Genomic DNA, 24,275 nt, shown 5'->3' on the forward strand with positions numbered 1-24,275 from the left:
CGATCCTTGAGCGCGCGGATGCGGCGCTTGCGTTGCAGCTCAGGCGTATTGAAATCAATGCGCTTGGGAGGGGAAGTCGTCGTCATGGTGGAATTGGCCAGATCATTCATGCGCACACCCTAGCGATCCTGTATGACAGAAAGATGACAGTGCAGTGACGCAACAAATCCGCCGCGAAGCAGGGCTGGCAGCGGATAAAAAATTAGGGATGCAGACTGCTTATGTGGGAGCGGGCTTGCCCGCGATGGCATCAACACGATTTCAACGCTAAACCGCGTCGCCAGCATCGCGGGCAAGCCCGCTCCCACAGAAAAGCATGCGTCTACATCAGGTATCGCAGGCTTAGTTGCCTTCTTTCAGACCCAGGTCAGCCAGGGCCTTGGCGGCGACTTTGGCTGGCAGCGGGATGTAGCCGTCTTTGACCACTACTTCCTGGCCCTGCTTGGACAGCACCAGTTTCACGAACTCAGCTTCCAGCGGCGCCAGTGGCTTGTTCGGGGCTTTGTTGACATACACGTAGAGGAAACGCGACAGCGGATACTTGCCGTTCAGGGCGTTTTCTTCGGAGTCTTCGATGTAGTCAGTGCTGCCTTTCTTGGCCAATGGCACGGTCTTCACGCTGGCGGTCTTGTAGCCGATGCCCGAGTAACCGATGCCGTTCAGCGACGAGCTGATCGACTGCACGACCGAAGCCGAGCCCGGTTGTTCGTTCACGTTTGGCTTGTAGTCGCCTTTGCACAGGGCTTCTTCCTTGAAGTAGCCGTAGGTGCCAGATACCGAGTTACGCCCGAACAGTTGCACTGGCTTGTTGGCCAGGTCGCCGGTCACGCCCAGGTCACCCCAGGTTTTCACATCGGCTTTGGCGCCGCACAGACGCGTCGAGGAGAAGATCGCATCGACCTGTTCCATGGTCAGGTGCTGGATCGGGTTGTCCTTGTGCACAAATACCGCCAGGGCATCCACCGCAACCGGGATAGCGGTTGGCTTGTAGCCGTACTTCTGCTCGAAGGCAGCCAGTTCGGTGTCCTTCATCTTGCGGCTCATCGGGCCCAGGTTGGAGGTGCCTTCAGTCAACGCAGGTGGCGCAGTGGCAGAGCCGGCAGCTTGAATCTGGATGTTGACGTTCGGGTATTCCTTTTTGTAACCCTCGGCCCACAGGGTCATCAGGTTAGCCAGGGTATCGGAGCCGACGCTGGACAGGTTGCCCGACACACCAGTGGTCTTGACGTAAGCCGGGATTGCCGGATCAACACCAGCGGCCACCGCGTTGGCGGTCGCAACGCCAGCAGCGACAAAAGTCATTGCCGCCATCAAACGTTTCAGTTTCATGCCTTGCTCCTAGCAGATAGGGATAGTTGGATCGGGGCCAAGTATCAGGAGGCCGTGTGAACACTCTATGTCTGGAATGTGACAGTTAGATGAAAGGCCACTATCGGGTGAGGTTGGCATTTACGAAGAACTTTCAGAAATACAGGCTTGAGCGGGAAGATAAACGTGATATGGCTCTGGCTTGAAACGATGCTGCACTTGCTGATCGGAGATTTCCCACAGCTTTTTAGGGTTGTCGCTCGGAACGGGCCTTAATAACCTCCTCCTGCCGCTGCAAATTCAGCGACCGGGACTGCAAGCCCGCCGAAACTATGTTGGGAGTTCATAAGCGCCTCTATAATCAGAGCGCTTTTTATGGCCGTCGCTTTATGGCGGCTGTGTGCGGGAGACCTTCGGGTCTGCCGGGATGCTCCTAACCTCGGTCTTGCAGACCCGCGCACAGCTGCCACCCATCATCTGCAAGTGATGCTGGCCGCTCCCATTTCGTTAGGAGCTTTTACGATGATCAAAGATAGCCCCAATCCCCCGCTCAATTCGGCTCCACTGCACGCAGACGCTCGCAGAGCCATCAATCCCAATCCGAAACGTTCTGCCGAATGCGCCCTATCTGCTGATAGGCTTTTTACCGTGCGTACAGATCTGGATGCCGAGACCCTGCTGGCAAACGCGTCCCAGGATCTCGCTTCGGTTCAAGTCTTGGCTGCAAATTTGGCGTTCGAGGTCGACGGTGCCGCGCGAGACGTGACCCTGGGAATATGCCGGATGCTTGAGGGAATTCAGTTACTTGTAGACCGGACGCTGGATCAATTTGAAACTCAAAACCCGATGGCAAAATTTTGAAATTCTCTCCGGTCCAAAACCTGGTTAAAGTTTGAGCGATTCACGGTGAACCTTAGGTTGACAAAACAAAAACAAAGCATAGCCTTGTCAACCTAAGGAGACCTCACATGATCAATGACCGAATTCGCCGCGCAAGGTTGTTGCGCGGCATGTCGCTAGAAGCACTGGCACTGCGTCTCGGTGACATAACCAAGCAAGGCTTGAGCAAATATGAAAAAGGGCTGATTACCCCAAACTCTCAGCGCCTTTTGCAATTAGCAAAGGCACTCGAGGTGAGTCCAGAGTATTTTTTCCGTACTCAGGCACTGCCACTCGCGCCGCTGGAGTTCCGTAAGCTTGCGAAGATGCCTCAGTACCGTCAGGTCCAAGTCGAGGAACAGATTCGAGAGCATCTGGAACGCTATATATCTCTTGAAGAGTGTTTCGACCCAGAAGATATCAAGACTGCCGAAACCCCGGCGCAAATACTCCCTGTATCCTCCTTAGAAGAAGCGGAACGAGCGGCGGATGAGCTCCGTAAGTATTGGGATATAGGCGAAGACCCTATTGCTCACCTGACTGAGCAGTTGGAAGAACACGGCATCAAAGTGGTGATGCTGGATGGTCCTGATGATTTTGATGGCGCTTGCGCAGCCACCAATGACGGCGAACATGTGCTGATCGCTCTAAATGCTCAGAGAGCAGGTGAACGAATTCGCTTCACCGCTGCTCACGAACTGGGTCACTGGGTGATGAAATTGCCTGATGATATGCCCGAGCGCGATAAAGAAAACTGCTGTCACCGCTTCGCAGGAGCTTTCCTTTATCCAGCTAAAAGCGTAACCGGAGATTTTGGGAATCATCAGCGCTCCCGTGTCCACCCTAGAGAACTATTAATTGCTAAGCGCCAATATGGGCTCTCAATGCATGCAGCGCTCCGTCGATTGAAGGACCTTAAACTGTTAGGCGAAGGCGGCTTCAAGTCCCTGACTATTCAGTTCAGTAGCAATGGCTGGCGCAAAGCAGAACCTGAACCATTACCTTGCAAGCCACCTCAGCGTTTTGAGTCACTCGTTTTCTGGGGGTTAGCGGAAGGCCTTATCACCAAATCACGAGCGGCCGAGTTGCTGCGTCGCCCGGTGAGAGCTCTAGATCCCAATTTTCTAGGCTCATTGGAGAGTGCATGAGCCTCATCTATATCAGCGACACCAACATCTGGATTGATTTCAGGAATGCGGGATTGTTAGAGCATATGTTCAGGCTGCCACTCACTTTCTGCTGCACCGACTTTGTCATGCACGAGCTTGAGGATTTCCCCCATGATGAACTACTCGCCCAAGGGTTGGTTGTCGAATCATTTGACGAGGGAGGCGTGCAAAAACTCTTAGGACTTAAGGTCGAACACAACAATAGTTCATTAGCCGATGTTTCTTGCTACCTACTAGCACAAACAACCGGAAGACCGTTACTCACTGGCGATGGGAAACTACGTCGTCAGGCAATTCGGGACGGACTGCAGGTACACGGTGCACTTTGGCTGCTCGACCTAATGGTCGAGCATCAAGTCCTCAACGCTATTGACGCAGCAACGGCGTTGGAGCATATGCTAACTGATGGCGCCCGCTTACCAGCATCAGAATGTCAAATAAGACTCTTAGGCTGGAGAACTATATAAAGCTCAACTCGGATACTGAATATCCATCCAGCGCTTGTAAACATCACCATACTCATCTTCCAAAGCAGAGAAATTACTCTCAAAAAGTTTCATGGCTTTGATTGCGTCAGCTGACGGGTAACTTATAAAGCGATACCCCGTCATTACCCTAAATTTGAAATACCCGAATCCATCGGAAATTATCCGACTGAGATGAGCCAGATGAATTGAATCCCTTTCATCAGCATTTCGCAAGTCACGTTCCATCGGCATTCCAATCCCAATGCAGTCAGCATGATGTATATGACTAGCGTTCGAGTACTCATGTAGCAATGCTGTAAAACCTTTAAATAATGGATCTCCGCTATTCGTTAGACCGGCAATCAAGCCAGTGAATCCCCATCTGCGTTCAAGCTCTTGACGATTTTTTCTATCATATCGCTGATTAACTTCAGCTCTTTTTTCTGGCGATACCAAAAGATCCTTGATGGGTTTCCACTCTCGGTCATCAGGATTCGTCACAGCGCTCAAAAGTTCTTGAGCCTTACTATCGTTTTTCAATAATGAAATTTCAAAGAGGTCAGTATCAAACTCTTCAACTCACCGTCTAAAACTCTCACGCGACTGGAGTATATACAGTACCTTCAGCGTACCCTCGCACACAGAGCGCATGATTACATCCGCATCCCAGAGTTGACCGTAAGCAGACAATAAAAATGCACTTTCGGTAGATCGCGCTGTCGCCGATAAAAGCTCACCGAGGACCTGCCGTTCTCGCTTATTGAATTCAGAAAAAGCTGACACTGGAGCCATTAGTGGCAGCAACTCCCTCATTAACAAAACCGCTTTTTCGGACCACTCTTTCTGAATTTTAATGAGTACTTCCGTGTACATAGCCTACTCCTGAACAGATTACCGCCTGTGTTTCCACAGATACCCACCCACCAACATCCCCATCACACACAGGACGGCCACATAGTAAGCCGGGCCCATCGGGCTCTCCTTCATCAGCAGCGACACCGCCAAGGGCGTCAACCCGCCGAACACGGCATAAGCAACGTTGTAGGAGAACGACAGACCGCTGAAGCGCACCACCGGCGGGAAGGCTTTGACCATCACGTAGGGCACCACGCCGATGGTGCCGACAAACAGACCCGTCAAGGCATACAACGGGAACAGCCAGTCCGGGTGGGCCATCAGGCTGTGATACAGCGTCCAGGAAGTCGCCAGCAGCAGTGCGCAACCTGTGACCAGCACGCGACCGGCACCAAAACGGTCGGCCAGCGCACCCGAGGCAATGCAACCCAGGCTCAGGGTCACGATGGCCAGGCTATTGGCCTGCAGTGCCACCGTGGGGCTGAAGTGATAGATAGTTTGCAGCACGGTCGGGGTCATCAGGATGACTACCACCACGCCGGCCGACAATAGCCAGGTCAGCAGCATCGACAGCACAATGGCGCCACGGTGATCGCGCAACACGGCGCGCAAGGGCAGTTCAGCGGCCAGGCTCTTGCGTTGCTGCATCTCGGCGAAGATCGGGGTTTCATGCAGCCAACGACGCAGGTACACCGACAGCAGGCCGAATACGCCGCCGAGCAGGAAAGGAATCCGCCAGGCGTAATCAGAGACCTGTTCCGGTGTATAGGCGCTATTGATGGCGGTAGCCACCAACGAGCCCAGCAGAATACCGGCGGTGAGGCCGCTGGTCAGGGTGCCGCAGGCGTAGCCGATGTGGCGCGGCGGGACGTGCTCGGAGACGAACACCCAGGCGCCCGGTACTTCGCCGCCAATCGCCGCGCCCTGGATGATGCGCATCAGTAGCAACAGGACCGGCGCCCACAGGCCGATCTGCGCGTAGGTGGGCAGCAGCCCCATGATCAGGGTGGGTACGGCCATCATGAAAATGCTCAGGGTGAACATCTTCTTGCGCCCCAGCAGGTCACCAAAGTGCGCCATGATGATGCCGCCCAAGGGGCGCGCCAGGTAGCCGGCGGCGAAGATGCCGAAGGTCTGCATCATGCGCAGCCATTCGGGCATGTCCACAGGGAAGAACAGTTTCCCGACCACGGTGGCGAAAAACACAAAGATGATGAAGTCGTAGAACTCCAGCGCTCCACCCAGGGCAGACAGCGACAGGGTTTTGTAGTCGTTGCGGGTCAGCGGGCGCGAGGGTTGCGCACTGCTTGCAGGCACGGAGGACATGGCAAGGCTTCTCTTATAGTAATCATCGTAAAGGACAGCACGCCCGTGACTTGCGGCGGGTTTGGCAAGATAGCAAATCGCCTGAAAAAGCACAGCGCCAGGAGCACAGTTGCGCGCAAAAGCCCCGATACAGCGTCTATTTACCGACCAAATGAACGTCGGGAGGTCGTCGTGGCGCCAGGGTCTCGATATACTCGCCGGTGCAAGCGCCAGACCCGCTGTCTTGAGGGGCTGCTGTGCCAAAACGTTGTTGGGTGCCATCCAGCCGGTTTGGCAGAGTTTCCCTTTAGTTCGCCTTACGAGAAACGCATCGAGCGGTGTATGTTGGTGCTGAAACGTTTTTCTAAGAAGACGGCTATCCACTTGAAATACCCATGAAGCGTCACGGGTCAGAGGCACCCTCGGCATGATCGAACTCGAACAAGAAGATCCTATCCCGCAAGGCGATCTCGCCCTGCAAATCACCGCGCTCCCGCGTGAAACCAACGGTTTTGGCGATATCTTCGGCGGCTGGCTGGTCGCGCAGATGGACCTCGCCGGTACGGCAATGGCCAGCAAGGTCGCCGGTGGGCGCGTGGCCACCGTGGCCATTGATCGCATGGCGTTTCTGGTGCCGGTGGCCGTGGGTGCGCAGCTTTCCTTCTATACCCAGGCCCTGGAAATCGGCCGCAGCTCGATCCAGATGATGGTCGAAGTGTGGAGCGACGATCCGTTGTCCAGCGAATGGCGCAAGGTGACCGAAGCCGTATTCGTGTTCGTCGCCATCGATGGCAGCGGCCGCACGCGCTCGGTACCGTCACGGGCGCGTTAAACCTCGCCGGGTTTTAACGGTCAATTGCCCCATTGCCTGCCACTAAGAGAGCTTTGTTATGCCTACGCCCCACGTTGAGACGGTAAAAATCGACGAGCTGGACTGCTGGCGCATCCGCCACAACGGCGCCGAGCTGATGGTGGCCCAACAGGGTGCGCATATCTTCAGTTACCAGCGCGAGGGCGAACAGCCACTGATCTGGCCGAACCCTGAGGCAGTGTTCAAGCAGGGCAAAGGCATTCGTACTGGCGTACCGGTGTGCTGGCCGTGGTTCGGGGTGTTCGACCGCAACCCGCAAAGCGTCAAAGCCATGCGCCAGAGTGATCAGCCTGCCGGCGCCCACGGTTTTGTGCGCACCGCCCGCTGGGAACTGGCCACCACCGAACTCGACGGCCAGACGCTGCGAGTGGACCTGGTATTGCCGGTGCCGGCTGGCGGCTTTCCAGGCTGGCCCCATCAGGTAGACCTGACGCTGAGTCTGCTGTTGGATGACCAACTGCACATCCGCCTGACCAGCCACAACCGCGGCGCCGACACCGTGACCCTCAGCCAGGCATTGCACACCTACTTCGCCGTGAGCGATGTGCGCAAGGTGCAGGTCGAGGGCCTCGATGGCGTGGCCTACATCGACACCGCCGACGGGTGGGCCGAGAAACAGCAAGCCGGGCTGCTGCACTTCAGCGCCGAAACAGACCGCATTTACCTGAATACGCCCGCCCAGTTGAACATCGTCGATAACGATTGGCAGCGCTGTATCCAGCTCACCAGCGAAGGCTCGAAATCCACCGTGGTCTGGAACCCCTGGACCGAACGCGCCAAGGCTTTCGACGATATGGCCGATGACGGCTGGCAGGGTATGTTGTGCATCGAGACGGCCAACGTGCTGGACGATGTGGTGAGCCTGGCGCCCGGCGAAAGCCACACTCTAGGCGTGAGCATCACGGCTTTGGCCTTGTAAACCCAATCAAATGTAGGAGCTGGCTTGCCTGCGATGCAGGCAACTGGGTGTATCAGGAACACCGAGGCGCTGCTATCGCAGGCAAGCCAGCTCCCACAGGGGTTATGCTTTGGGCTTTAGAGATCAGACTCCTTCACCACCCGCACCTTCCCGGCCTCCAGCGCATACGCGGCGTCTGCCAAGTCGTTATTGACCTTCTCCACCTTCAACGTGCCCGTGACCCACAGCGGCGTGTAGATATCATCCAGCTTCAACCCCTTGGGATAGCGCACCAGCACCAGTTGATTAGGCGGCGGTGGCGGCACATGTATGCAGGCGCCCGGGTAAGGCACCAGGAAGAACAACGTGCTGCGGCCCTTGGCGTCCGTTTCAAGCGGCACCGGATAGCCGCCAATGCGGATATTCTTGCCGTTCATGGCCGCTACGGTCTTGGTGGAATACATCACCGCAGGCAGGCCCTTGCTCTGCTTCAAGCCACCCTTTTCGGTGAACGTGCCTTGAGCTTCGGGGGAGTTGTGGTCGATCTCGGGCATGGCTTCGAGAGCTTTCTGATCCGACAGCGGCATCAGGTCGAGCCAGTCGGTTTCCGGCAGTTCGCCAGCGTGCGCCAGGCCAGAGCCCAGCAGAAGAAGCGTTAACAGAAGACGGCGCATGGAGAGGCTCGGCAAATACAAGTGCCGAGCATTCTAGCCCTCTGCGCCTGCGCAGCGCAGAGGACTTTGTCGGCTGATTACTTCTTTTTGATCAGGCCGTAGATCACCAGCAACACGATGGCACCCACCAGCGCGCCGATGAAACCTGCGCCCTGGCCTGCCTGGTAGATCCCCAGGGCCTGACCGCCGTAGGTCGCGGCCAGGGAACCGGCGATACCCAGCAGGATGGTCATGATCCAGCCCATGCTGTCGTCGCCAGGCTTGAGGAAGCGCGCCAGCAGGCCGACGATCAAGCCGATAAAGATGGTTCCGATGATACCCATGGCATTTCCCTCTGAATTGGTATGAGTCATGCCAAAGCCTAGTCAGGCTTTGGCATCCTGCAATCAGAGAGACGGCGAGCCCTAATGGTTCCCGCCGTGGCCAGGCTTATTGTTCGGCGATCAGTGCTTCAACCTTGAGAATCTGCGCCTGCAGCGTCGCACGGTCCTTGCAACGCAGGTTGGCGTGGCCGACCTTTCGCCCGGCCTTGAAGGCCTTGCCATAGTGATGCACGTGGCAATCGTCGATCGCCATCACACGCTCCACCGGCGGTACAGAGCCGATGAAGTTGAGCATGGCGCTCTCGCCGACCTTGGCCGTGGAGCCCAACGGCAAGCCCGCCACAGCCCGCAGGTGGTTTTCGAATTGGCTGCACTCGGCGCCTTCGGTGGTCCAGTGCCCGGAGTTGTGCACACGTGGGGCGATTTCGTTGGCCTTGAGGCCACCGTCGACTTCAAAGAACTCGAACGCCATCACGCCGACATAATCCAGTTGCTTGAGGACGCGGCTGGAATAATCTTCGGCCAGGGCCTGCAACGGGTGGTCGGTGCTAGCCACGGAGAGCTTGAGGATGCCGCTGTCGTGGGTGTTGTGCACCAACGGGTAGAAGCGGGTTTCACCGTCACGGGCACGCACGGCGATCAGCGAGACTTCACCGGTGAACGGCACGAAGCCTTCCAGCAGGCAGGCGACGCTGCCCAGCTCGGCAAAGGTACCGACTACATCGTCGGCGGTGCGCAGGACTTTCTGGCCCTTGCCGTCGTAGCCCAGGGTGCGGGTTTTCAACACCGCCGGCAGGCCGATGCTGGCGACCGCAGCGTCCAGATCCGCCTGGGACTGGATATCGGCGAAGGCCGGGGTCGGAATGCCCAGGTCCTTGAACATGCTCTTTTCGAACCAGCGGTCGCGAGCGATGCGCAAGGCTTCGGCGCTCGGGTACACCGGCACGAACTGCGACAGGAAGGCCACGGTTTCGGCCGGGACGCTTTCGAATTCGAAGGTCACCAGGTCGACTTCATCGGCCAGTTGGCGCAGGTGGTCCGGGTCGCTGTAGTCAGCGCGCAGGTGTTCACCCAGGGCCGCAGCGCAGGCGTCCGGCGCCGGGTCCAGGAAAGCGAAGTTCATCCCCAGCGGCGTACCCGCCAAAGCCAGCATGCGGCCCAGTTGGCCGCCACCGATTACACCGATTTTCATCGTCAACAACCTCAGGCGATGCGTGGGTCTGGATTGTCCAGCACGCTGTCTGTCTGCTCAGCACGGAATTTTTTCAGCACCGCATGAAACTGCGGGTGCTTGGCGCCCAGGATGCTGGCGGACAGCAAGGCTGCGTTGATCGCGCCGGCCTTGCCGATTGCCAGGGTTGCCACCGGAATGCCAGCCGGCATCTGCACGATGGACAACAGCGAATCCACGCCCGAGAGCATCGACGACTGCACCGGCACGCCAAGCACGGGCAGGTGAGTCTTGGCCGCACACATGCCAGGCAAGTGCGCCGCGCCGCCGGCACCGGCGATGATCACCTCGATGCCACGGGATTCTGCTTCATCGGCATACTGGAACAGCAAATCCGGGGTGCGGTGGGCGGAGACCACCTTCACTTCGTACGGAATGCCGAGTTTTTCCAGCATATCGGCGGTGTGGCTAAGGGTGGACCAATCGGACTTGGAGCCCATGATCACGCCAACCAATGCACTCATCGTCGTGCCTCTTCTCTCTGGGCGCCCGCAGGCGCGTCAAAAAACAACAAGCCACGCGGGAAATCCAGCGTGGCTTGGTGTACGAATTAAGGCCGGTTTGGACCGGCCGAAGGCCGCGCAGTATACCGTAATAATCCAGATAAACAGCCCCTGGGATGACCATCTGTCTAGCGGCGCAAAGTGGCGGTTTTATTGACTTAAGAGTCAGCGAATACACCACGAAATCCTGTGGGAGCTGGCTTGCCTGCGATAGCAGTAGATCAGTGCAAAATAGGTTGGCTGACACACCGCCGCGCTGGGCTCAAGCGCCTTGCGCGGCCCCACCTTCCAGCTTGCGCCACAACAACCGCACATTCGCCTTGCGCACCAACGCGCAGCGATACAAGCGAATCTCCAGCGGCACATGCCATTGCGGCCCGCCGCACACCACCAGTTCGCCGCGCGCCAACTCCGCACGTACGCTCAACTGCGGTACCCAGGCGATCCCCAAGCCTTCGAGCGCCATGCTCTTGAGGCTGTCGGCCATGGCGGTTTCATAGATGGTAGTAAAGCGCAGAGCCCTCTGGCGCAGCAGCAAATTCACCGAGCGGCCCAGGAACGCGCCGGCGCTGTAGGCCAGCAGCGGCACGCTGCCCTCGCCCTCCAGGTCGAACAGCGGCTTGCCCTCGGCATCGGCGGCGCACACCGGGAGCATTTCGGTGTTGCCCAGATGCAGCGACGGGAAAATCTCGGCGTCCATTTGCATCGCCGCGTCCGGGTCGTAGAACGCCAGCATCAGGTCGCAACCGCCTTCGCGCAGGGCGTGCACGGCGTCGCCGACGTTGGTGGCGACCAGCCGCGTGGCGATATTCAAGCCCTCGTTGCGCAACTGCGCGATCCAGCGCGGGAAGAACCCCAAGGCCAGGGAGTGGGCGGCCGCCACTTGCATGACTTCGCCCTGCCCGCCTTCCAGGTGATGCAAATGGCGCAGGACTTCACCGAGCTGTTCGACCACGGTGCGCGCCGTCACCAGGAACAACTGCCCCGCCGCCGTCAACTCCACCGGTGTACGCGAACGGTTGACCAACGTCAGCCCCAACGCGGCTTCCAGGCTGCGGATACGCCGACTGAACGCAGGCTGGGTGACAAAGCGCCGCTCAGCCGCCTGGGAAAAACTACGCGTCGCCGCCAGGGCGCTGAAGTCTTCCAACCACTTGCTCTCAAGGTTCATCACTGCCTCCCACGGAATGCACCATTTTGGCACACACGCCCGCCAAGATAACCGGGTCACATCCACATTATGCCGTTTGTGCATAGGCCAGTGTTTAACAGCATTGGCCCAAAAAGTTCTACAAGCCTAGGATTCGCAGCGTTCCGGCCAGTTCCGGGTCCATATTGAGATGATTTCCGTCATGTCCTCTGCTGCATCATTCCGTACCGAAAAAGACCTGCTTGGCGTACTCGAAGTACCGGCTCAAGCGTATTACGGCATCCAGACCCTGCGAGCGGTGAATAACTTCCGCCTCTCGGGCGTTCCGATTTCGCATTACCCGAAATTGGTGGTCGGTCTGGCAATGGTCAAGCAAGCGGCCGCTGACGCCAACCGCGAGTTGGGCCAGCTCAGCGAAGCCAAGCACGCTGCCATCAGCGAAGCCTGTGCTCGTCTGATCCGCGGCGATTTCCACGAAGAGTTCGTGGTGGACATGATTCAAGGCGGCGCCGGCACTTCAACCAACATGAATGCCAACGAAGTCATCGCCAACATCGCGCTGGAGGCCATGGGTCACCAGAAGGGCGAATACCAGTACCTGCACCCCAACAACGACGTGAACATGGCGCAGTCGACCAACGATGCCTACCCGACCGCGATCCGCCTGGGTCTGCTGCTGGGCCATGACGCGCTGCTGGCCAGCCTCGACAGCCTGATCCAGGCGTTCGCCGCCAAAGGCGCCGAGTTCAGCCATGTGTTGAAAATGGGCCGCACCCAGTTGCAAGACGCCGTGCCGATGACCCTCGGCCAGGAATTCCGCGCCTTCGCCACTACCCTGGGTGAAGACCTGGCCCGCCTGAAAACCCTGGCGCCAGAGCTGCTGACCGAAGTAAACCTGGGCGGCACCGCGATCGGTACCGGCATCAACGCCGACCCGCGCTACCAGGCCCTGGCCGTACAACGCCTGGCCACCATCAGCGGCCAGCCGCTGGTACCGGCGGCCGACTTGATCGAAGCCACCTCCGACATGGGCGCCTTTGTACTGTTCTCCGGCATGCTCAAGCGTACCGCCGTGAAGCTGTCGAAGATCTGCAACGACCTGCGCCTGCTGTCCAGCGGCCCACGCACCGGCATCAACGAGATCAACCTGCCGGCTCGCCAGCCAGGCAGCTCGATCATGCCCGGCAAGGTCAACCCGGTGATTCCGGAAGCGGTTAACCAGGTGGCATTCCAGGTCATCGGTAACGACCTGGCCCTGACCATGGCAGCCGAAGGCGGCCAACTGCAGTTGAACGTGATGGAACCGCTGATCGCTTTCAAGATCTTCGACTCGATCCGCCTGCTGCAACGCGCCATGGACATGCTGCGCGAGCACTGCATCGTCGGCATCACCGCCAACGAAGCGCGCTGCCGCGAACTGGTGGAACACTCCATCGGCCTGGTCACCGCGCTGAACCCGTACATCGGCTATGAAAACGCCACCCGCATTGCGCGTATCGCTCTTGAAAGCGGCCGCGGCGTGCTGGAACTGGTGCGTGAAGAAGGCTTGCTCGACGACGCCATGCTCGACGACATCCTGCGCCCGGAAAACATGATCGCTCCACGCTTGGTCCCGCTGAAGGCCTAAGCGTTTGTTGCACCGCTCACCAGGTTGAGGGACTAGACACCTCTCACCTTTTGAGGGCCTGAAGGCTCGTTCTTCAGGCCCTTTTTTTTGCCTTGAGGTTGCTCCATGACGCCCATAAAAAATCTAATATCGCACCGCAAACCTTCCTCCCCTTCCGCGAGCGCGCTGAAACCTTTAATCGCCCCGTGCAGACGGATCACGCTCGCCTAGGTATAGTGCCGCCCCTCTTCGCGTCTGCGGCTGTCGGTAACGAGGCCCGGGAACCACGCGAAAGCGCATGAATAACAACACCCGCAAAAGGATGGGGATCGAGCGTCGTGCACTGCCTGGTGCCGAGCGATGCGTCGGACCGTCCTGCGTTTGCCATCAGAAAAATCAGCGAGGAACACTCCATGCTCGAAGTCATCAACGACTTCCTCTCAGGGAAAGTACTGATCGTGCTCATAGTCGGGCTCGGCGGTTATTTCACGATCCGCTCGCGTTTCGTTCAATTGCGTCACTTTTTCCACATGTTCTCGGTGTTTAAAGACAGCCTCAAGAGCAGCGCCGGCCAACTCAGCTCGTTCCAGGCGCTGATGCTCAGCCTGGCTGGCCGCGTGGGTGCCGGTAATATCGCCGGTGTCGGCATTGCCGTGACGTTGGGTGGCCCGGGTGCCGTGTTCTGGATGTGGGTCACCGCGCTGGTGGGCATGTCTTCGAGCTTTATCGAGTGCTCCCTCGGCCAGTTGTACAAGCGCACCGACGCGGAAGGCACCTACCGTGGCGGCCCGGCGTATTACATCCAGCACGGCCTGCACAAGCGCTGGCTGGGGATGGTCATGGCGTTCCTGCTGCTGGTGACCTTCGGCTTTGCCTTCAACGGCCTGCAAGCCCACGCTGTCACCCACTCGCTGAACAACGCCTTCGGCCTCGACACCACTTACACCGGCCTCGCGCTGGCGGTGTTGCTGGGCCTGGTGTTCATCGGCGGGATCAAGCGTATTGCCTCGATCGCCGACCTGCTGGTGCCGGTCAAGACCCTGGTCTACATCGCCGTGACCCTGTACGTGATCGTGCTGCAATTCGACCACGTACCGGCCATGCTGGCGACCATCGTCAAGAGCGCGTTCGGCCTCGACCAAGCCTTCGGCGGCCTGGTGGGCAGCGCGATCATCATGGGTGTAAAGCGCGGCGTGTTCGCCAACGAAGCAGGCCTGGGCAGTGCGCCTAACGTGGCGGCAGTGGCGTCGGTAGAGCACCCTATCGCCCAAGGCGTGGTGCAAGCGTTCAGCGTGTTCCTCGACACCTTCGTGATCTGCACCTGTACTGCGTTGCTGATCCTGCTTTCCGGTTTCTACACCCCAGGTTTTGAAGGCGACGGCATTGCCCTGACCCAGAACTCCCTGGCGGCGGTAGTGGGTGACTGGGGCCGCATGTTCATCTCGGTGGCCCTGGCGTTGTTCGTGTTCACGTCGATCATGTACAACTACTACCTGGGCGAGAGCAACCTGCGCTTCCTGGTCGGCAACAACCGCAAGGTGCTGATGGGTTATCGCGCTTTGGTGCTGGTGCTGATTTTCTGGGGCTCCATCGAGAACCTGAGCACGGTGTTCGCCTTCGCCGACATCACCATGACCATGCTCGCGTTCGTCAACCTGTTCGCCCTGGCGTTCCTGTTCAAGATTGCCATGCGCATCCTCAACGACTACGACAACCAGCGCGCGGCGGGTATCAAGACCCCGGTGTTCGATTCCAGTCAGTTCCCCGACCTGGACCTGGACCGCAAGGCCTGGCCGGCCAACCCGGTGAAAACCGAAGCGGCCCCGGCAGCGGAACTGAGCGCTCAAGCGCAACGTTAATCACGGCTAGATGACACGCCGCCCGGCCTTGGGCATGCTCTGGGCCCGGCGGCGTTTTTCGTTCAGGAGATTTTCGATGCAATCAGCTAATAACGTGATGGTGCTCTATACCGGCGGCACCATTGGCATGCAGGCCAGCGCCAATGGCCTGGCGCCCGCGTCTGGTTTTGAAGTGCGTATGCGTGAACAATTTGCCGACGCAGACCTGCCCGCGTGGCGCTTTCGGGAAATGTCACCACTGATCGACAGCGCCAACATGAACCCTGCCTACTGGCAGCGCCTGCGTACCGCCGTGGTTGAAGCAGTGGACGACGGCTGCGATGCGGTGCTGATCCTGCACGGCACTGACACCCTGGCCTACAGCGCGGCGGCCATGAGCTTCCAGCTGCTGGGCCTGCCGGTGCCGGTGGTGTTCACCGGCTCGATGTTGCCAGCCGGTGTGCCCGACAGCGATGCCTGGGAAAACGTCAGCGGGGCGTTGACGGCCTTGGGCGAGGGGTTGAAGCCGGGGGTGCACCTGTACTTCCACGGCGCGCTGATGGCGCCGACCCGCTGCGCGAAGATTCGCAGTTTTGGGCGCAACCCGTTTGCAGCCTTGCAACGCCAGGACGACTTCGCCCGCGCCCAAACCCTGCCGGCAGCGCTGGATTACCGTCAGCCCAAAGCCTTGGCGAACGTCGGCGTACTGCCGCTGATACCCGGTTTCGAGGCTGCACAGCTGGACGCAATCATCGGCAGCGGCATTCAAGGCTTGGTGCTGGAGTGCTTCGGCAGCGGCACCGGGCCGAGCGATAACCCGCAATTTCTTGCCAGCTTGCAGCGTGCGCAGGATCAAGGTGTGGTGGTGGTCGCCATCACTCAGTGCCATGAAGGCGGTGTAGAGCTGGATGTCTACGAGGCCGGCAGCCGTTTGCGGGGCGCCGGCGTGTTGTCCGGCGGTGGGATGACCCGCGAAGCCGCGTTCGGCAAGTTGCACGCCTTGCTGGGTGCCGGCCTTGCCGTGGATGAAGTGCGACGCCTGGTAGAGCTGGACCTGCATACCCAGCCAGCTTGAACGCCCAAGACAGCCCTACATAAGCACTGCAATTCCCTGCTTGCCGATACCTAACATGGAAAACCCGAGCCTGCGCTCGGCTTTTCCATTGATCGGCAAGACAGGGATGCCCGCATGACGACCTCCAGTTCCACACCCTCGCAGCAAACGCCTCCAGACACTGAAACACACAAACTGACCACTCAACTGTCCGTCGGACCTTCGTTCCGGGAAGCGGCTCGCGAACTGCTGCGCCAGTCTTTGCTGGAGAAATACCCCGACCTGGACATCGACCCGGCCATGACACTGATGGGCACTCCCACCTGGGAGCTCATCGATGACCAGATCGTGCCAGGGCCAACACGCTATGAAACCTTGAGCAGTATCCTGGCCCGGCAGGCCATCCTCAAGGTGCCGACGCTGTGCGTCGAGGGCAATCACTTCCTGACCCTGAAGCCGTTGACCACCTCCCCGCTTCATTTGCCCGTGCGTATTGTCGAAATCGCCAATCTGATCAATACCCTGGCGCCGGTGGTCTACCGGGCCTTTCAGGAACAGTTGGTAACGTTCTGGAACCAGAGCAACGGCAACGGTCCTCGCTGGCAAACACTCACCCAGAGCCTGCGCGGGGCCTGGAATGTGCAACACGTCGATGCCTGGACCGACGAAGACTGCACGATGGCCCGAACGCTGTTTCATGCACCCACCCGCTCCGCTCGCCAAGACAATAACCCTTATGGCAGCCGCGCTTATCTGATTGATGCCGACCTGGTCAAAGGTTCCAAGACGCAGCACACCGACCAAGTATTCATGACCGTGCTCGAGGGCAAACTCGAAGACAAAACCCTGATCCTCTGTTACTCACCCTTCAAGGGATACGAGAAATACGACACCTACCAACAGCTAGGCGATTCGTTGAAGGATCACCTGGAGCAACCGGAGGCTTTTGATCGCCTGGAGTGGCGCCTTTATGAACCTGACGGCGATTTTTTCGAGCACGCTGCCTGCAAGCTGATCGCCCTGCAACTTGAGGCTGTGGAAAGCCTCAAAACCGGGGAGTACAAACAGCCCGGCACGAAACACCCGCCCCTGCAAACACTCCCGATGCCTGCCGAAAAAGCCATCGCCAAAGGGCCGGGCCCAGGCTGGTATCAAACCCAACTGCCGGACTGGCTGACCGATGCCTCTGCCAGCGATCAGTCGCTTTATTCACGCCACCTCAAGGACTTGGCCTCGCTCAATAGCCTGAATGCCGGCAAGACCTACGATGACGGTATTCCAAGCATTCATCAGTTCGCCTTGGACCAGTTGAAAATCGAGCTGCTCAAGGACCACCCGACGCTGCATTACCTGAAGCTCGACAAGCTGAAAATCCAGGTCAAGAGCCTGGTGGTATGGGGCCTTTTCACCGTGCCCGGGCAGTTCGAAACCACCACGCTCAGCCTTGCCGAACTGGCGCTGCAAAACCTGATTGCACTGCCCACCGGTAATAAAACGTTGCTGAGCGACATCCGCCAATCCATACCGGATCCGATAACCGTGGCTTACCTCGAAACACTGATCAGCCGCTGTAATATCGGTGTCACCTACCCAGCACTGATCCGCAGCAAACTGCTGGATGACCCGGCCGAGGCGTCACGTCGCAAAAAACTGTACCGCGATCACCTGCGAGTCCAATTGCCGATGCTGGCCTTACAGCACAAGATTCGCCGCATGGGCGGGATTGACGAGCGCGGCTACCGCTACGTTGTGGCTGTGATGCAGCCTGAAAGCGGCGACCATTACGTCGACGGCAAAGCCATCATGATGCGACGCCTGAGCTTCAACCCCAAGCGCCGGCTCATCAACGGCAACGATGACGTCACCAATATGTACATCATCGGCCCAGAAAATGCTCAAGACGGCCCTTGCCTGCTATACCGCCCGTTGTTTGAACCCGCGTTGCTGCAATACCCATCACCGGCAAACTTGCTGTATGCCATCAGCCAGTCGCGCACGTTGCGCGATTCGGTGATTAGCTGGCTACCGGACGCGGTGCGTAACCACTACGCCAATTATGTCTTTACCAGTCATTGGCCGTCGCCGTGGGTCATCGCCGACTTTCTGGTAAACCCCATCGAGCTATGGACCTATAGCGGTCCCGTGAGTCTTGGTGAGGAGAGCCTCAACGGGGATATGTTCAAGACGCTGTTCGAAAGCAACGCCAAAGCGCTGATTGAACTGGCGGACCGCCAATCGGTATCGAATGCCGAAAGCCGCTGGGACACGCTAAAGCAGGCCGGTTGGGTGCTCTTCAATGCCGCACTGCCCTTTATGGGGCGCGTCGCAAGCACTAGTGCGTGGATCTGGCAAATCGTCGAACAGCTGGAAACTTTTGCCCAGGCCCATGAGGAGGGCGACAAGCCTGCACAATGGTCTGCGCTGACCGATGTGCTGCTTAACCTGGGTATGGCGATCACCTTACACAGCGCACAGCGCAGCAGACCTAAGTTCGAACCGGCCAGGATCGAGCCCACCAAAGTCAAGACGACCGAGCTTGCGCCTGAAACGCCGGGCCCCTCCAGCACGATAAGCTTCACCGTCGAGCAACTGCCTGAGCGAACCTCGCTGGCCCCGCCTCCCGATCACGAGATCGCGCTGAACACGAGCGGCGCAATCAACCGCACGCCAGCGCTGGAAACCTCGATGCTTGAAAGCTTTAAAACAGAAAAGCCCGCTGACCTCGGCGCCGTCATAGACCAGCCGGCTGCTGACCGATACCTGTATCAGTTAGGAGAGCAACACTACGCTCCGGTCGGCGAAAACTGGTTCATGGTAAAAGTGGACGACGATAAAAACATTGTTGTCATTGACCCCAACCAGGCCAACCGCATCGGCCCCATACTGATTCACAACGCTCAGGGCGAATGGTCCGTCGACCACCGGGTGCGCCTGCGCAAACCCAGTACCGATCGGTTGAAAAATACCGCCAAGGACCTTGCGATCACCGAAGCTGACGCATCGCGCAGTAAATTGAAAGCGTTTGAAAGCGCGAAGAAAACCCAGCAGCGCCTACTGCAAGAAACCCGCAAAGCAATGGACGAGGCCCCCAGTACCAGTGCCCAAGCCAAACGCCAGGCCTACCTGGACACGCTCGATGGCCAATCGGAAGACTACGAACAAGCAAGGCAACACCTGATGACCATCGCCGTCTTCACCTCGGAGCCTGAATTCCAAGTAAAAGCCATTGGCTATCTACAGGCCCAACTGGCGCTCAATGAAGCAGGGGTAAACGAAGAACTTGTCCCCTTTACTTCAAAACTTTCGCCCGTTCTGGACCAGCTCCCAACCCATGCACCGCCACCTCATACCAGCGATATCGCGTACTACCAACAGATCGTCGATATGAGCGACAACATGATCAAGCGCCTGGATTACGCTCAGTCACGCTTCACCGAACTACGTAAATTCGGCCCGGCCGGATTCGACATAATCAGGGAGAGCAAGCTCAAACTGCCCCGCTATACGAGCGACGATCTCAGGGCCCTGCAGGTGACGTTGGCGCGTCACTTGTGCCTGGCCCCTGAATCCCTCGCAACCGAACCCCACGCCTGGGAGTTGCTCAACGACACGCTCGACAGTGCCGACGTCGCGGTACAGACCCTACGTGACACCCTGGATGAGCGAAGCGAATATCGCCTGGACGAGCGTATTGATGCCTTGAGCAATCTAGTGGAGCAGTTCAAGTTCATCGATGAGCGCTTGAAGGACTTTTCTCAAGAGTTCTCCGAGCAGATCCGGACCCAACCCCTGGAACGCCTGAGTCGATCGCTGCAAGGGTTCGCCAACCGCGCCAAGGCGGAACTTGTCCCGCTGCACGAGGAACAGAAACTGAAGCGAATCAAGCCCACCCCTCCCCCTGCGCCACCCAGGCCGCTGAAGAAATTTATCCAGACACGCTACAACGGCGTGTTGATTGGCGAACCCCGCTTGGACCCCATAGGGACCGTATCAAGGTTCGTTGATATCAAGACCCCAATAACCGGTCAGGTCCTGGCCACCTTTCATGAGAAGACTCCGGGTATGTGGGTCGAGCACATCGAAACGCCCCCGACACAGGCCACATCCACAACGCTCACGCTCCACGACGCCACCACCGCGGGCGAGAAACTACTCGCCCAATTGCCGAAGTTTCAAGAACGCGCCAGCCAACAAGCCAACGATACCTCGCGCACGGCCATCGGCATCGAGTACATGTTTCACCAGCACGCCTGGTTGCTCGAGCGCAGCGAGCAAGATATTGACGAGGCATTGATCAAAGCCAAAGTCACGGCACAAACCAAGCAATCCAGCGCAGACCTGCGCAAACGACTCAAGGCTGCCACAAAAGCACTTTACGCACGAGCCACTGAAACCGTGGCAAAGCTGATCAAGCAACAGCCACCCACCATTGCCCATGTCGACTGGCTCATTAACCACCGCGAAATTGCGATCAAAAAGGTCACGACCCGCCAGCCTCTCAAGGGCGCCACTTGGAGCTATCAAGATGAGTATGCCGTCATTGATCTGTCTACCAGCAAACCCCTCTGGTATGCACATTTCCAATACTCGAGCGCCCACGCTTCACTTAACAGATTTCTCCATGCACGGTTGAAAACACCAGCAGAAGAACAGCTCAAAGAGGTGGCTGACACGATCACCGACTTGAACGCAGAGGAACAGATCAACTACTACCGCAGCTCCATCAACCTGACGCAAGCCCAGCGCTTGTTTTTCCCGCCAGAGGTCTATTGACCTCCCCCTCGCGCAACGGCACATAACTTGCTCCAGCCTGGCAAACCCAGGCTGGAACCCATCATGCTGCATTCACACCTGACCACCCTCAATGCGGTCTCGCTGATACTGGAGACGTTCAAGCCTGACGGCATACCCAGCCAAACCCTTCTGGCCGGCAGTGGCATCAGCAGTGCCGACCTGGGCCGCGCCGATACGCGTATTACCACTCATCAGGAAATGCGCGTATGCGCCAACGCCGTGGCGTTGCGCCGGGGTATCGGTTTGGAACTGGGCCGGCGCATGCATGTGTCATCCTACGGCATGCTCGGTTATGCACTGCTCACCAGTGCCACCTTCGGTGACGCTTTGCGCCTGGCCCTGCGCTACCCGGCGCTGTTGGGAACACTTTTTGAACTGAGCCTGGAGGAGGACGGCCAGCGTGTCTGGTTCAGCGCCAGTGACTATCGCGAAGATCCAGCCCTGCACGCCTTCAATGTCGAGTTCTGCCTGCTCTCGCTGAAAGTCATCGGCGACGATCTGCTCGGCCAACCACTGCCATTACTCGGCGCGCGCTTCGAATACCCAGCGCCCGACTATCGAGCACGCTACGCCGAACGCTTCGACTGCCCGCTGCAATTTGGCGCCTCCAGCAATGCCTTTGCGTTCGACCGTGACTGGCTCGATCAACCCCTGCCGCTGGCCGACGCCGTCACCCACTGCGCCATGGTGGAACGCTGCCGGCGGCAGAATGCCGAGTTCACCGGTCGCCAGGCCTGGCTGGGGCGTGTGCGCCTGTTACTGGCCGCGCAACTGAATGCCGCTCCGGGCCTGGAGGGACTGGCAGGGCAGATGAACTGTTCAGCACGTACCCTGCGCCGGCATTTGCATGATTTGGGCTGCAGCTATCAGGAGTTGCTCGACGAACTACGCTTCGAACGCGCCAAACAGTTGCTGGGGGAGGATGAACTGCCGATCTACCGGATCGCCGAGCAACTGGGCTTCAGCGAGACCGCGAGCTTCAGGCATGCGTTCGTGCGCTGGAGCGGTGTGGCACCGAGTCAGTTCAGGCCTTAGCAAGGGGCGAATAGCGGACAGACACATTGGCCATATCGATCCCCTTTTGGCCGCTCCTGCCGTTCTCCAAAACCCGGCGTCTGGCAACACTGCAAGGCATACCCCAGAGCCTTCGGAGAACAACAACATGCTGACGATCTACTCGGACGATCATCATTTGCACCATGGCCGCTGTGAACTGATGGACGGGCAACTGATGCCCTGCTTCGAAATGCCCTCGCGCGCCGACCATGTGCTGCAACGGGTCAAGGCGCGGGACCTGGGGCCCGTGCAAGCGCCGCTGGATTTCGGCCTGGCACCGCTGCAACGTATTCACAGCCGCGACTACCTCGACTTCTTCAAAGGCGCCTGGCAGCGCTGGACCGAATACGGCCAGGACGGCGATCTGTTGCCCTACACCTGGCCTGCGCGCACGTTGCGCCGCGTGATGCCCACCAGCCTGCACGGCCAGTTGGGCTATTACAGCTTCGACGGTGGTGCGCCGATCACTTCCGGCACCTGGCAAGCGGCCTACAGCGCAGCACAAGTTGCCCTCACCGCCCAGGCCGCTATCGCCCGAGGTGCCCACAGTGCCTTCGCGCTGTGCCGCCCGCCGGGGCATCACGCCGCCAGCGATTTGATGGGCGGTTATTGCTACCTCAACAACGCGGCCATCGCAGCCCAGGCATTCCTTGATCATGGCTGCAAAAAGGTCGCGATCCTCGACGTGGACTACCACCACGGTAACGGCACGCAGTCGATTTTTTATGCGCGCAGCGACGTGCTGTTCACCTCGATTCACGGCCATCCGGAGGCAGAGTTTCCGTTCTTCCTCGGTTATGCCGATGAGCACGGCGAAGGCGAAGGCGCGGGTTTCAATTTCAACTATCCGTTGCCGGCCGGGTCCGGCTGGCAGGCCTGGAGCGCCGCGCTGGAACAGGCCTGCGCCGAAATCGAGCGCTACGCCGCCGACATCATCGTGGTGTCCCTGGGCGTGGACACGTTCAAGGACGACCCTATCTCGCAGTTCAAGCTCGACAGCCCGGACTACCTGACCATGGGCGCACGCATTGCCCGCCTGGGCAAACCCACGCTGTTCGTGATGGAGGGCGGCTACGCGGTGGAAGAAATCGGCATCAACGCCGTCAACGTGCTGGAAGGTTTCGAGGAAGCAGCCCAATGAACATGCTCAAGTCGCTCGCCCTGTGCGCCGTGGTTGTCAGCGGCGCAGCCCAGGCCGAAGAAAAAACCCTGAAGGTCTACAACTGGTTCGACTACATCACGCCCAAGGCGCTGGAAGACTTCAAGGCCCAGCACCCGTCGATCAAGCTGGTCTACGACATCTTCGACACCAACGAAGCCCTGGAAGCCAAACTGCTCACCGGCAACTCCGGCTATGACGTGGTGGTGCCGTCCAACGTGTTCCTGGCCAAACAGATCGAAGCCGGCGTGTTCCAGCCCCTGGACCGCAGCCAGTTGCCGAACTGGAACCATCTTGACCCCAAACTGATGAAGCTGATCGAAGCCAACGACCCCGGCAATCAATACGCCGTGCCCTACATGTACGGCACCATCCTGATCGGCTTCAACCCAGCCAAGGTCAAGGCGGCCCTGGGCGACAACGCCCCCGTGGACAGCTGGGACCTGATCTTCAAGGAAGAGAACATCAGCAAGCTCAAGCAATGCGGCGTCGCACTGCTGGACTCGCCCTCGGAGATCCTGCCCCTGGCGTTGCAGCACCTGGGCCTGGACCCCAACAGCAGCAACCCCAAGGACTACGACAAGGCCGAAGCGCTGTTGATGAAGATCCGCCCGTACATCACCTACTTTCACTCTTCCAAATACATGGCGGACATCGCCAATGGCGACATCTGTGTCGCGGTGGGTTATTCCGGCAGTTTCTCCCAGGCCGCCAACCGTGCCAAAGAGGCAAAAAACGGCGTCACCGTGGACATGCGCCTGCCCAAAGAGGGCGCGCCGATCTGGTTCGACATGCTCGCCATCCCCAAGGGCGCGCAAAACCCACAGGACGCCTATACCTTTATCAACTACTTGCTACAGCCCGAGGTCATTGCGCCCATCAGCGATTTTGTCGGCTATCCCAACCCTAACAAGGATGCGACCGAACGGGTCGATCCGACCATTCGCAACAACCCCAACCTTTACCCGACCGAAGCGGCGATGGCGACGCTGTATACGTTAAAGCCTCTGGGGCGTGATGCGGAGCGCGCCAGGACCAGAGCCTGGACCAAGATCAAATCCGGCACGTGAAACACTGGCGGGCGTAGATGCGCCTCGACGTATCTACCGCCCTCGACGCAACACAGCTCGCTACT

The 24,275-nt window shown here is 58.7% G+C and carries 21 protein-coding genes; 12 read left to right on the forward strand and 9 right to left on the reverse strand.

Going from position 1 to position 24,275, the window contains the following annotated elements:
• Positions 1-342: 342 nt before the first annotated feature.
• Entirely contained in the window at positions 343-1,329 is a 987-nt protein-coding gene (locus JJD66_RS00930) for a phosphate ABC transporter substrate-binding protein PstS (RefSeq protein WP_003195633.1), read from the reverse strand.
• Positions 1,330-1,830: 501 nt separating this feature from the next.
• Here JJD66_RS00930 and JJD66_RS00935 point away from each other — a divergent pair.
• The 3 genes from JJD66_RS00935 (at position 1,831) to JJD66_RS00945 (ending at position 3,823) form a co-directional block, all read left to right on the forward strand.
• On the forward strand, positions 1,831-2,169 hold the full coding sequence (locus tag JJD66_RS00935; RefSeq protein WP_105228987.1) for a DUF6124 family protein: 339 nt from the start codon (positions 1,831-1,833) through the stop codon (positions 2,167-2,169).
• 107 nt (positions 2,170-2,276) lie between these two features.
• Entirely contained in the window at positions 2,277-3,335 is a 1,059-nt protein-coding gene (locus JJD66_RS00940) for a helix-turn-helix domain-containing protein (RefSeq protein ID WP_105228988.1), read from the forward strand.
• The gene (locus JJD66_RS00945) at positions 3,332-3,823 is read left to right on the forward strand and encodes a nucleotide-binding protein (RefSeq protein ID WP_105228989.1); all 492 of its coding nucleotides are present in this window, start codon (positions 3,332-3,334) and stop codon (positions 3,821-3,823) included. Before JJD66_RS00940 ends, JJD66_RS00945 begins: the two co-directional genes overlap by 4 nt.
• A gap of 3 nt (positions 3,824-3,826) precedes the next feature.
• Here JJD66_RS00945 and JJD66_RS00950 read toward each other — a convergent pair whose 3' ends face one another.
• Genes JJD66_RS00950 through JJD66_RS00960 form a run of 3 tightly spaced genes read right to left on the reverse strand, consistent with a single transcriptional unit; the run spans position 3,827 to position 6,004 of the window.
• Positions 3,827-4,363 (reverse strand): hypothetical protein, encoded by a 537-nt coding sequence (locus JJD66_RS00950; RefSeq protein ID WP_200647427.1) that lies wholly within the window; start codon positions 4,361-4,363, stop codon positions 3,827-3,829.
• A 39-nt stretch (positions 4,364-4,402) separates the two neighbouring features.
• Positions 4,403-4,696 carry a hypothetical protein gene (locus tag JJD66_RS00955; RefSeq protein WP_200647428.1) on the reverse strand — a complete coding sequence of 98 codons (294 nt, stop codon included), beginning with the start codon at positions 4,694-4,696 and terminating at the stop codon, positions 4,403-4,405.
• Positions 4,697-4,714: 18 nt separating this feature from the next.
• Positions 4,715-6,004, reverse strand: a complete 1,290-nt coding sequence (locus tag JJD66_RS00960; protein ID WP_105228991.1) for an MFS transporter — start codon at positions 6,002-6,004, stop codon at positions 4,715-4,717.
• Positions 6,005-6,410: 406 nt separating this feature from the next.
• Here JJD66_RS00960 and JJD66_RS00965 point away from each other — a divergent pair, with 406 nt between their 5' ends.
• Positions 6,411-6,815, forward strand: coding sequence for an acyl-CoA thioesterase (locus JJD66_RS00965; RefSeq protein ID WP_003176975.1), 405 nt, complete (start codon positions 6,411-6,413; stop codon positions 6,813-6,815).
• Between the two features lie 58 nt (positions 6,816-6,873).
• Positions 6,874-7,773 (forward strand): D-hexose-6-phosphate mutarotase, encoded by a 900-nt coding sequence (locus tag JJD66_RS00970; protein ID WP_200647429.1) that lies wholly within the window; start codon positions 6,874-6,876, stop codon positions 7,771-7,773.
• 116 nt (positions 7,774-7,889) lie between these two features.
• Here the strand turns inward: JJD66_RS00970 and JJD66_RS00975 are convergent, their stop codons facing one another.
• The 5 genes from JJD66_RS00975 to JJD66_RS00995 form a co-directional block, all read right to left on the reverse strand.
• On the reverse strand, positions 7,890-8,426 hold the full coding sequence (locus JJD66_RS00975) for a DUF3299 domain-containing protein (RefSeq protein ID WP_003195640.1): 537 nt from the start codon (positions 8,424-8,426) through the stop codon (positions 7,890-7,892).
• Positions 8,427-8,503: 77 nt separating this feature from the next.
• On the reverse strand, positions 8,504-8,749 hold the full coding sequence (locus JJD66_RS00980) for a GlsB/YeaQ/YmgE family stress response membrane protein (protein ID WP_005792540.1): 246 nt from the start codon (positions 8,747-8,749) through the stop codon (positions 8,504-8,506).
• 106 nt (positions 8,750-8,855) lie between these two features.
• The gene (locus JJD66_RS00985) at positions 8,856-9,941 is read right to left on the reverse strand and encodes a 5-(carboxyamino)imidazole ribonucleotide synthase (RefSeq protein ID WP_105228993.1); all 1,086 of its coding nucleotides are present in this window, start codon (positions 9,939-9,941) and stop codon (positions 8,856-8,858) included.
• An 11-nt stretch (positions 9,942-9,952) separates the two neighbouring features.
• Positions 9,953-10,444, reverse strand: a complete 492-nt coding sequence (gene purE, locus JJD66_RS00990) for a 5-(carboxyamino)imidazole ribonucleotide mutase (protein WP_003195648.1) — start codon at positions 10,442-10,444, stop codon at positions 9,953-9,955.
• Between the two features lie 301 nt (positions 10,445-10,745).
• Entirely contained in the window at positions 10,746-11,654 is a 909-nt protein-coding gene (locus JJD66_RS00995) for a LysR substrate-binding domain-containing protein (protein WP_161903649.1), read from the reverse strand.
• A 181-nt stretch (positions 11,655-11,835) separates the two neighbouring features.
• On the opposite strand from JJD66_RS00995, the gene aspA reads away from it, so the two are divergent.
• The 7 genes from aspA (at position 11,836) to JJD66_RS01030 (ending at position 24,210) form a co-directional block, all read left to right on the forward strand.
• Positions 11,836-13,260 carry an aspartate ammonia-lyase gene (aspA, locus tag JJD66_RS01000; RefSeq protein ID WP_003195657.1) on the forward strand — a complete coding sequence of 475 codons (1,425 nt, stop codon included), beginning with the start codon at positions 11,836-11,838 and terminating at the stop codon, positions 13,258-13,260.
• 392 nt (positions 13,261-13,652) lie between these two features.
• Positions 13,653-15,098, forward strand: a complete 1,446-nt coding sequence (locus tag JJD66_RS01005) for an alanine/glycine:cation symporter family protein (protein ID WP_034129133.1) — start codon at positions 13,653-13,655, stop codon at positions 15,096-15,098.
• A gap of 76 nt (positions 15,099-15,174) precedes the next feature.
• Positions 15,175-16,152: an asparaginase gene (locus tag JJD66_RS01010; RefSeq protein WP_200647430.1), complete on the forward strand. Its 978-nt coding sequence runs from the start codon at positions 15,175-15,177 to the stop codon at positions 16,150-16,152.
• 390 nt (positions 16,153-16,542) lie between these two features.
• Positions 16,543-20,904 (forward strand): DUF6543 domain-containing protein, encoded by a 4,362-nt coding sequence (locus JJD66_RS01015; protein ID WP_200647431.1) that lies wholly within the window; start codon positions 16,543-16,545, stop codon positions 20,902-20,904.
• A 63-nt stretch (positions 20,905-20,967) separates the two neighbouring features.
• Positions 20,968-21,960: an AraC family transcriptional regulator gene (locus JJD66_RS01020; protein WP_198714613.1), complete on the forward strand. Its 993-nt coding sequence runs from the start codon at positions 20,968-20,970 to the stop codon at positions 21,958-21,960.
• 127 nt (positions 21,961-22,087) lie between these two features.
• Positions 22,088-23,122 carry a histone deacetylase family protein gene (locus JJD66_RS01025; protein ID WP_200647432.1) on the forward strand — a complete coding sequence of 345 codons (1,035 nt, stop codon included), beginning with the start codon at positions 22,088-22,090 and terminating at the stop codon, positions 23,120-23,122.
• Positions 23,119-24,210 carry a polyamine ABC transporter substrate-binding protein gene (locus JJD66_RS01030; protein WP_200647433.1) on the forward strand — a complete coding sequence of 364 codons (1,092 nt, stop codon included), beginning with the start codon at positions 23,119-23,121 and terminating at the stop codon, positions 24,208-24,210. The genes JJD66_RS01025 and JJD66_RS01030 overlap by 4 nt, the downstream gene beginning before the upstream one ends.
• Positions 24,211-24,275 lie beyond the last annotated feature (65 nt).

This window comes from Pseudomonas sp. MF6751 (genome assembly GCF_016613265.1).
Taxonomy (GTDB): Bacteria; Pseudomonadota; Gammaproteobacteria; order Pseudomonadales; family Pseudomonadaceae; genus Aquipseudomonas; species Aquipseudomonas fluorescens_BV.

Coding starts and splice junctions, on each gene's coding strand:
- JJD66_RS00930 (WP_003195633.1), bottom strand. CDS start 1,329: ATGAAACTGAAACGTTTGATGGCGGCAATGACTTTTGTCGCTGCTGGC.
- JJD66_RS00935 (WP_105228987.1), top strand. CDS start 1,831: ATGATCAAAGATAGCCCCAATCCCCCGCTCAATTCGGCTCCACTGCAC.
- JJD66_RS00940 (WP_105228988.1), top strand. CDS start 2,277: ATGATCAATGACCGAATTCGCCGCGCAAGGTTGTTGCGCGGCATGTCG.
- JJD66_RS00945 (WP_105228989.1), top strand. CDS start 3,332: ATGAGCCTCATCTATATCAGCGACACCAACATCTGGATTGATTTCAGG.
- JJD66_RS00955 (WP_200647428.1), bottom strand. CDS start 4,696: ATGTACACGGAAGTACTCATTAAAATTCAGAAAGAGTGGTCCGAAAAA.
- JJD66_RS00960 (WP_105228991.1), bottom strand. CDS start 6,004: ATGTCCTCCGTGCCTGCAAGCAGTGCGCAACCCTCGCGCCCGCTGACC.
- JJD66_RS00965 (WP_003176975.1), top strand. CDS start 6,411: ATGATCGAACTCGAACAAGAAGATCCTATCCCGCAAGGCGATCTCGCC.
- JJD66_RS00970 (WP_200647429.1), top strand. CDS start 6,874: ATGCCTACGCCCCACGTTGAGACGGTAAAAATCGACGAGCTGGACTGC.
- JJD66_RS00975 (WP_003195640.1), bottom strand. CDS start 8,426: ATGCGCCGTCTTCTGTTAACGCTTCTTCTGCTGGGCTCTGGCCTGGCG.
- JJD66_RS00980 (WP_005792540.1), bottom strand. CDS start 8,749: ATGGGTATCATCGGAACCATCTTTATCGGCTTGATCGTCGGCCTGCTG.
- JJD66_RS00985 (WP_105228993.1), bottom strand. CDS start 9,941: ATGAAAATCGGTGTAATCGGTGGCGGCCAACTGGGCCGCATGCTGGCT.
- purE (WP_003195648.1), bottom strand. CDS start 10,444: ATGAGTGCATTGGTTGGCGTGATCATGGGCTCCAAGTCCGATTGGTCC.
- JJD66_RS00995 (WP_161903649.1), bottom strand. CDS start 11,654: ATGAACCTTGAGAGCAAGTGGTTGGAAGACTTCAGCGCCCTGGCGGCG.
- aspA (WP_003195657.1), top strand. CDS start 11,836: ATGTCCTCTGCTGCATCATTCCGTACCGAAAAAGACCTGCTTGGCGTA.
- JJD66_RS01005 (WP_034129133.1), top strand. CDS start 13,653: ATGCTCGAAGTCATCAACGACTTCCTCTCAGGGAAAGTACTGATCGTG.
- JJD66_RS01010 (WP_200647430.1), top strand. CDS start 15,175: ATGCAATCAGCTAATAACGTGATGGTGCTCTATACCGGCGGCACCATT.
- JJD66_RS01020 (WP_198714613.1), top strand. CDS start 20,968: ATGCTGCATTCACACCTGACCACCCTCAATGCGGTCTCGCTGATACTG.
- JJD66_RS01025 (WP_200647432.1), top strand. CDS start 22,088: ATGCTGACGATCTACTCGGACGATCATCATTTGCACCATGGCCGCTGT.
- JJD66_RS01030 (WP_200647433.1), top strand. CDS start 23,119: ATGAACATGCTCAAGTCGCTCGCCCTGTGCGCCGTGGTTGTCAGCGGC.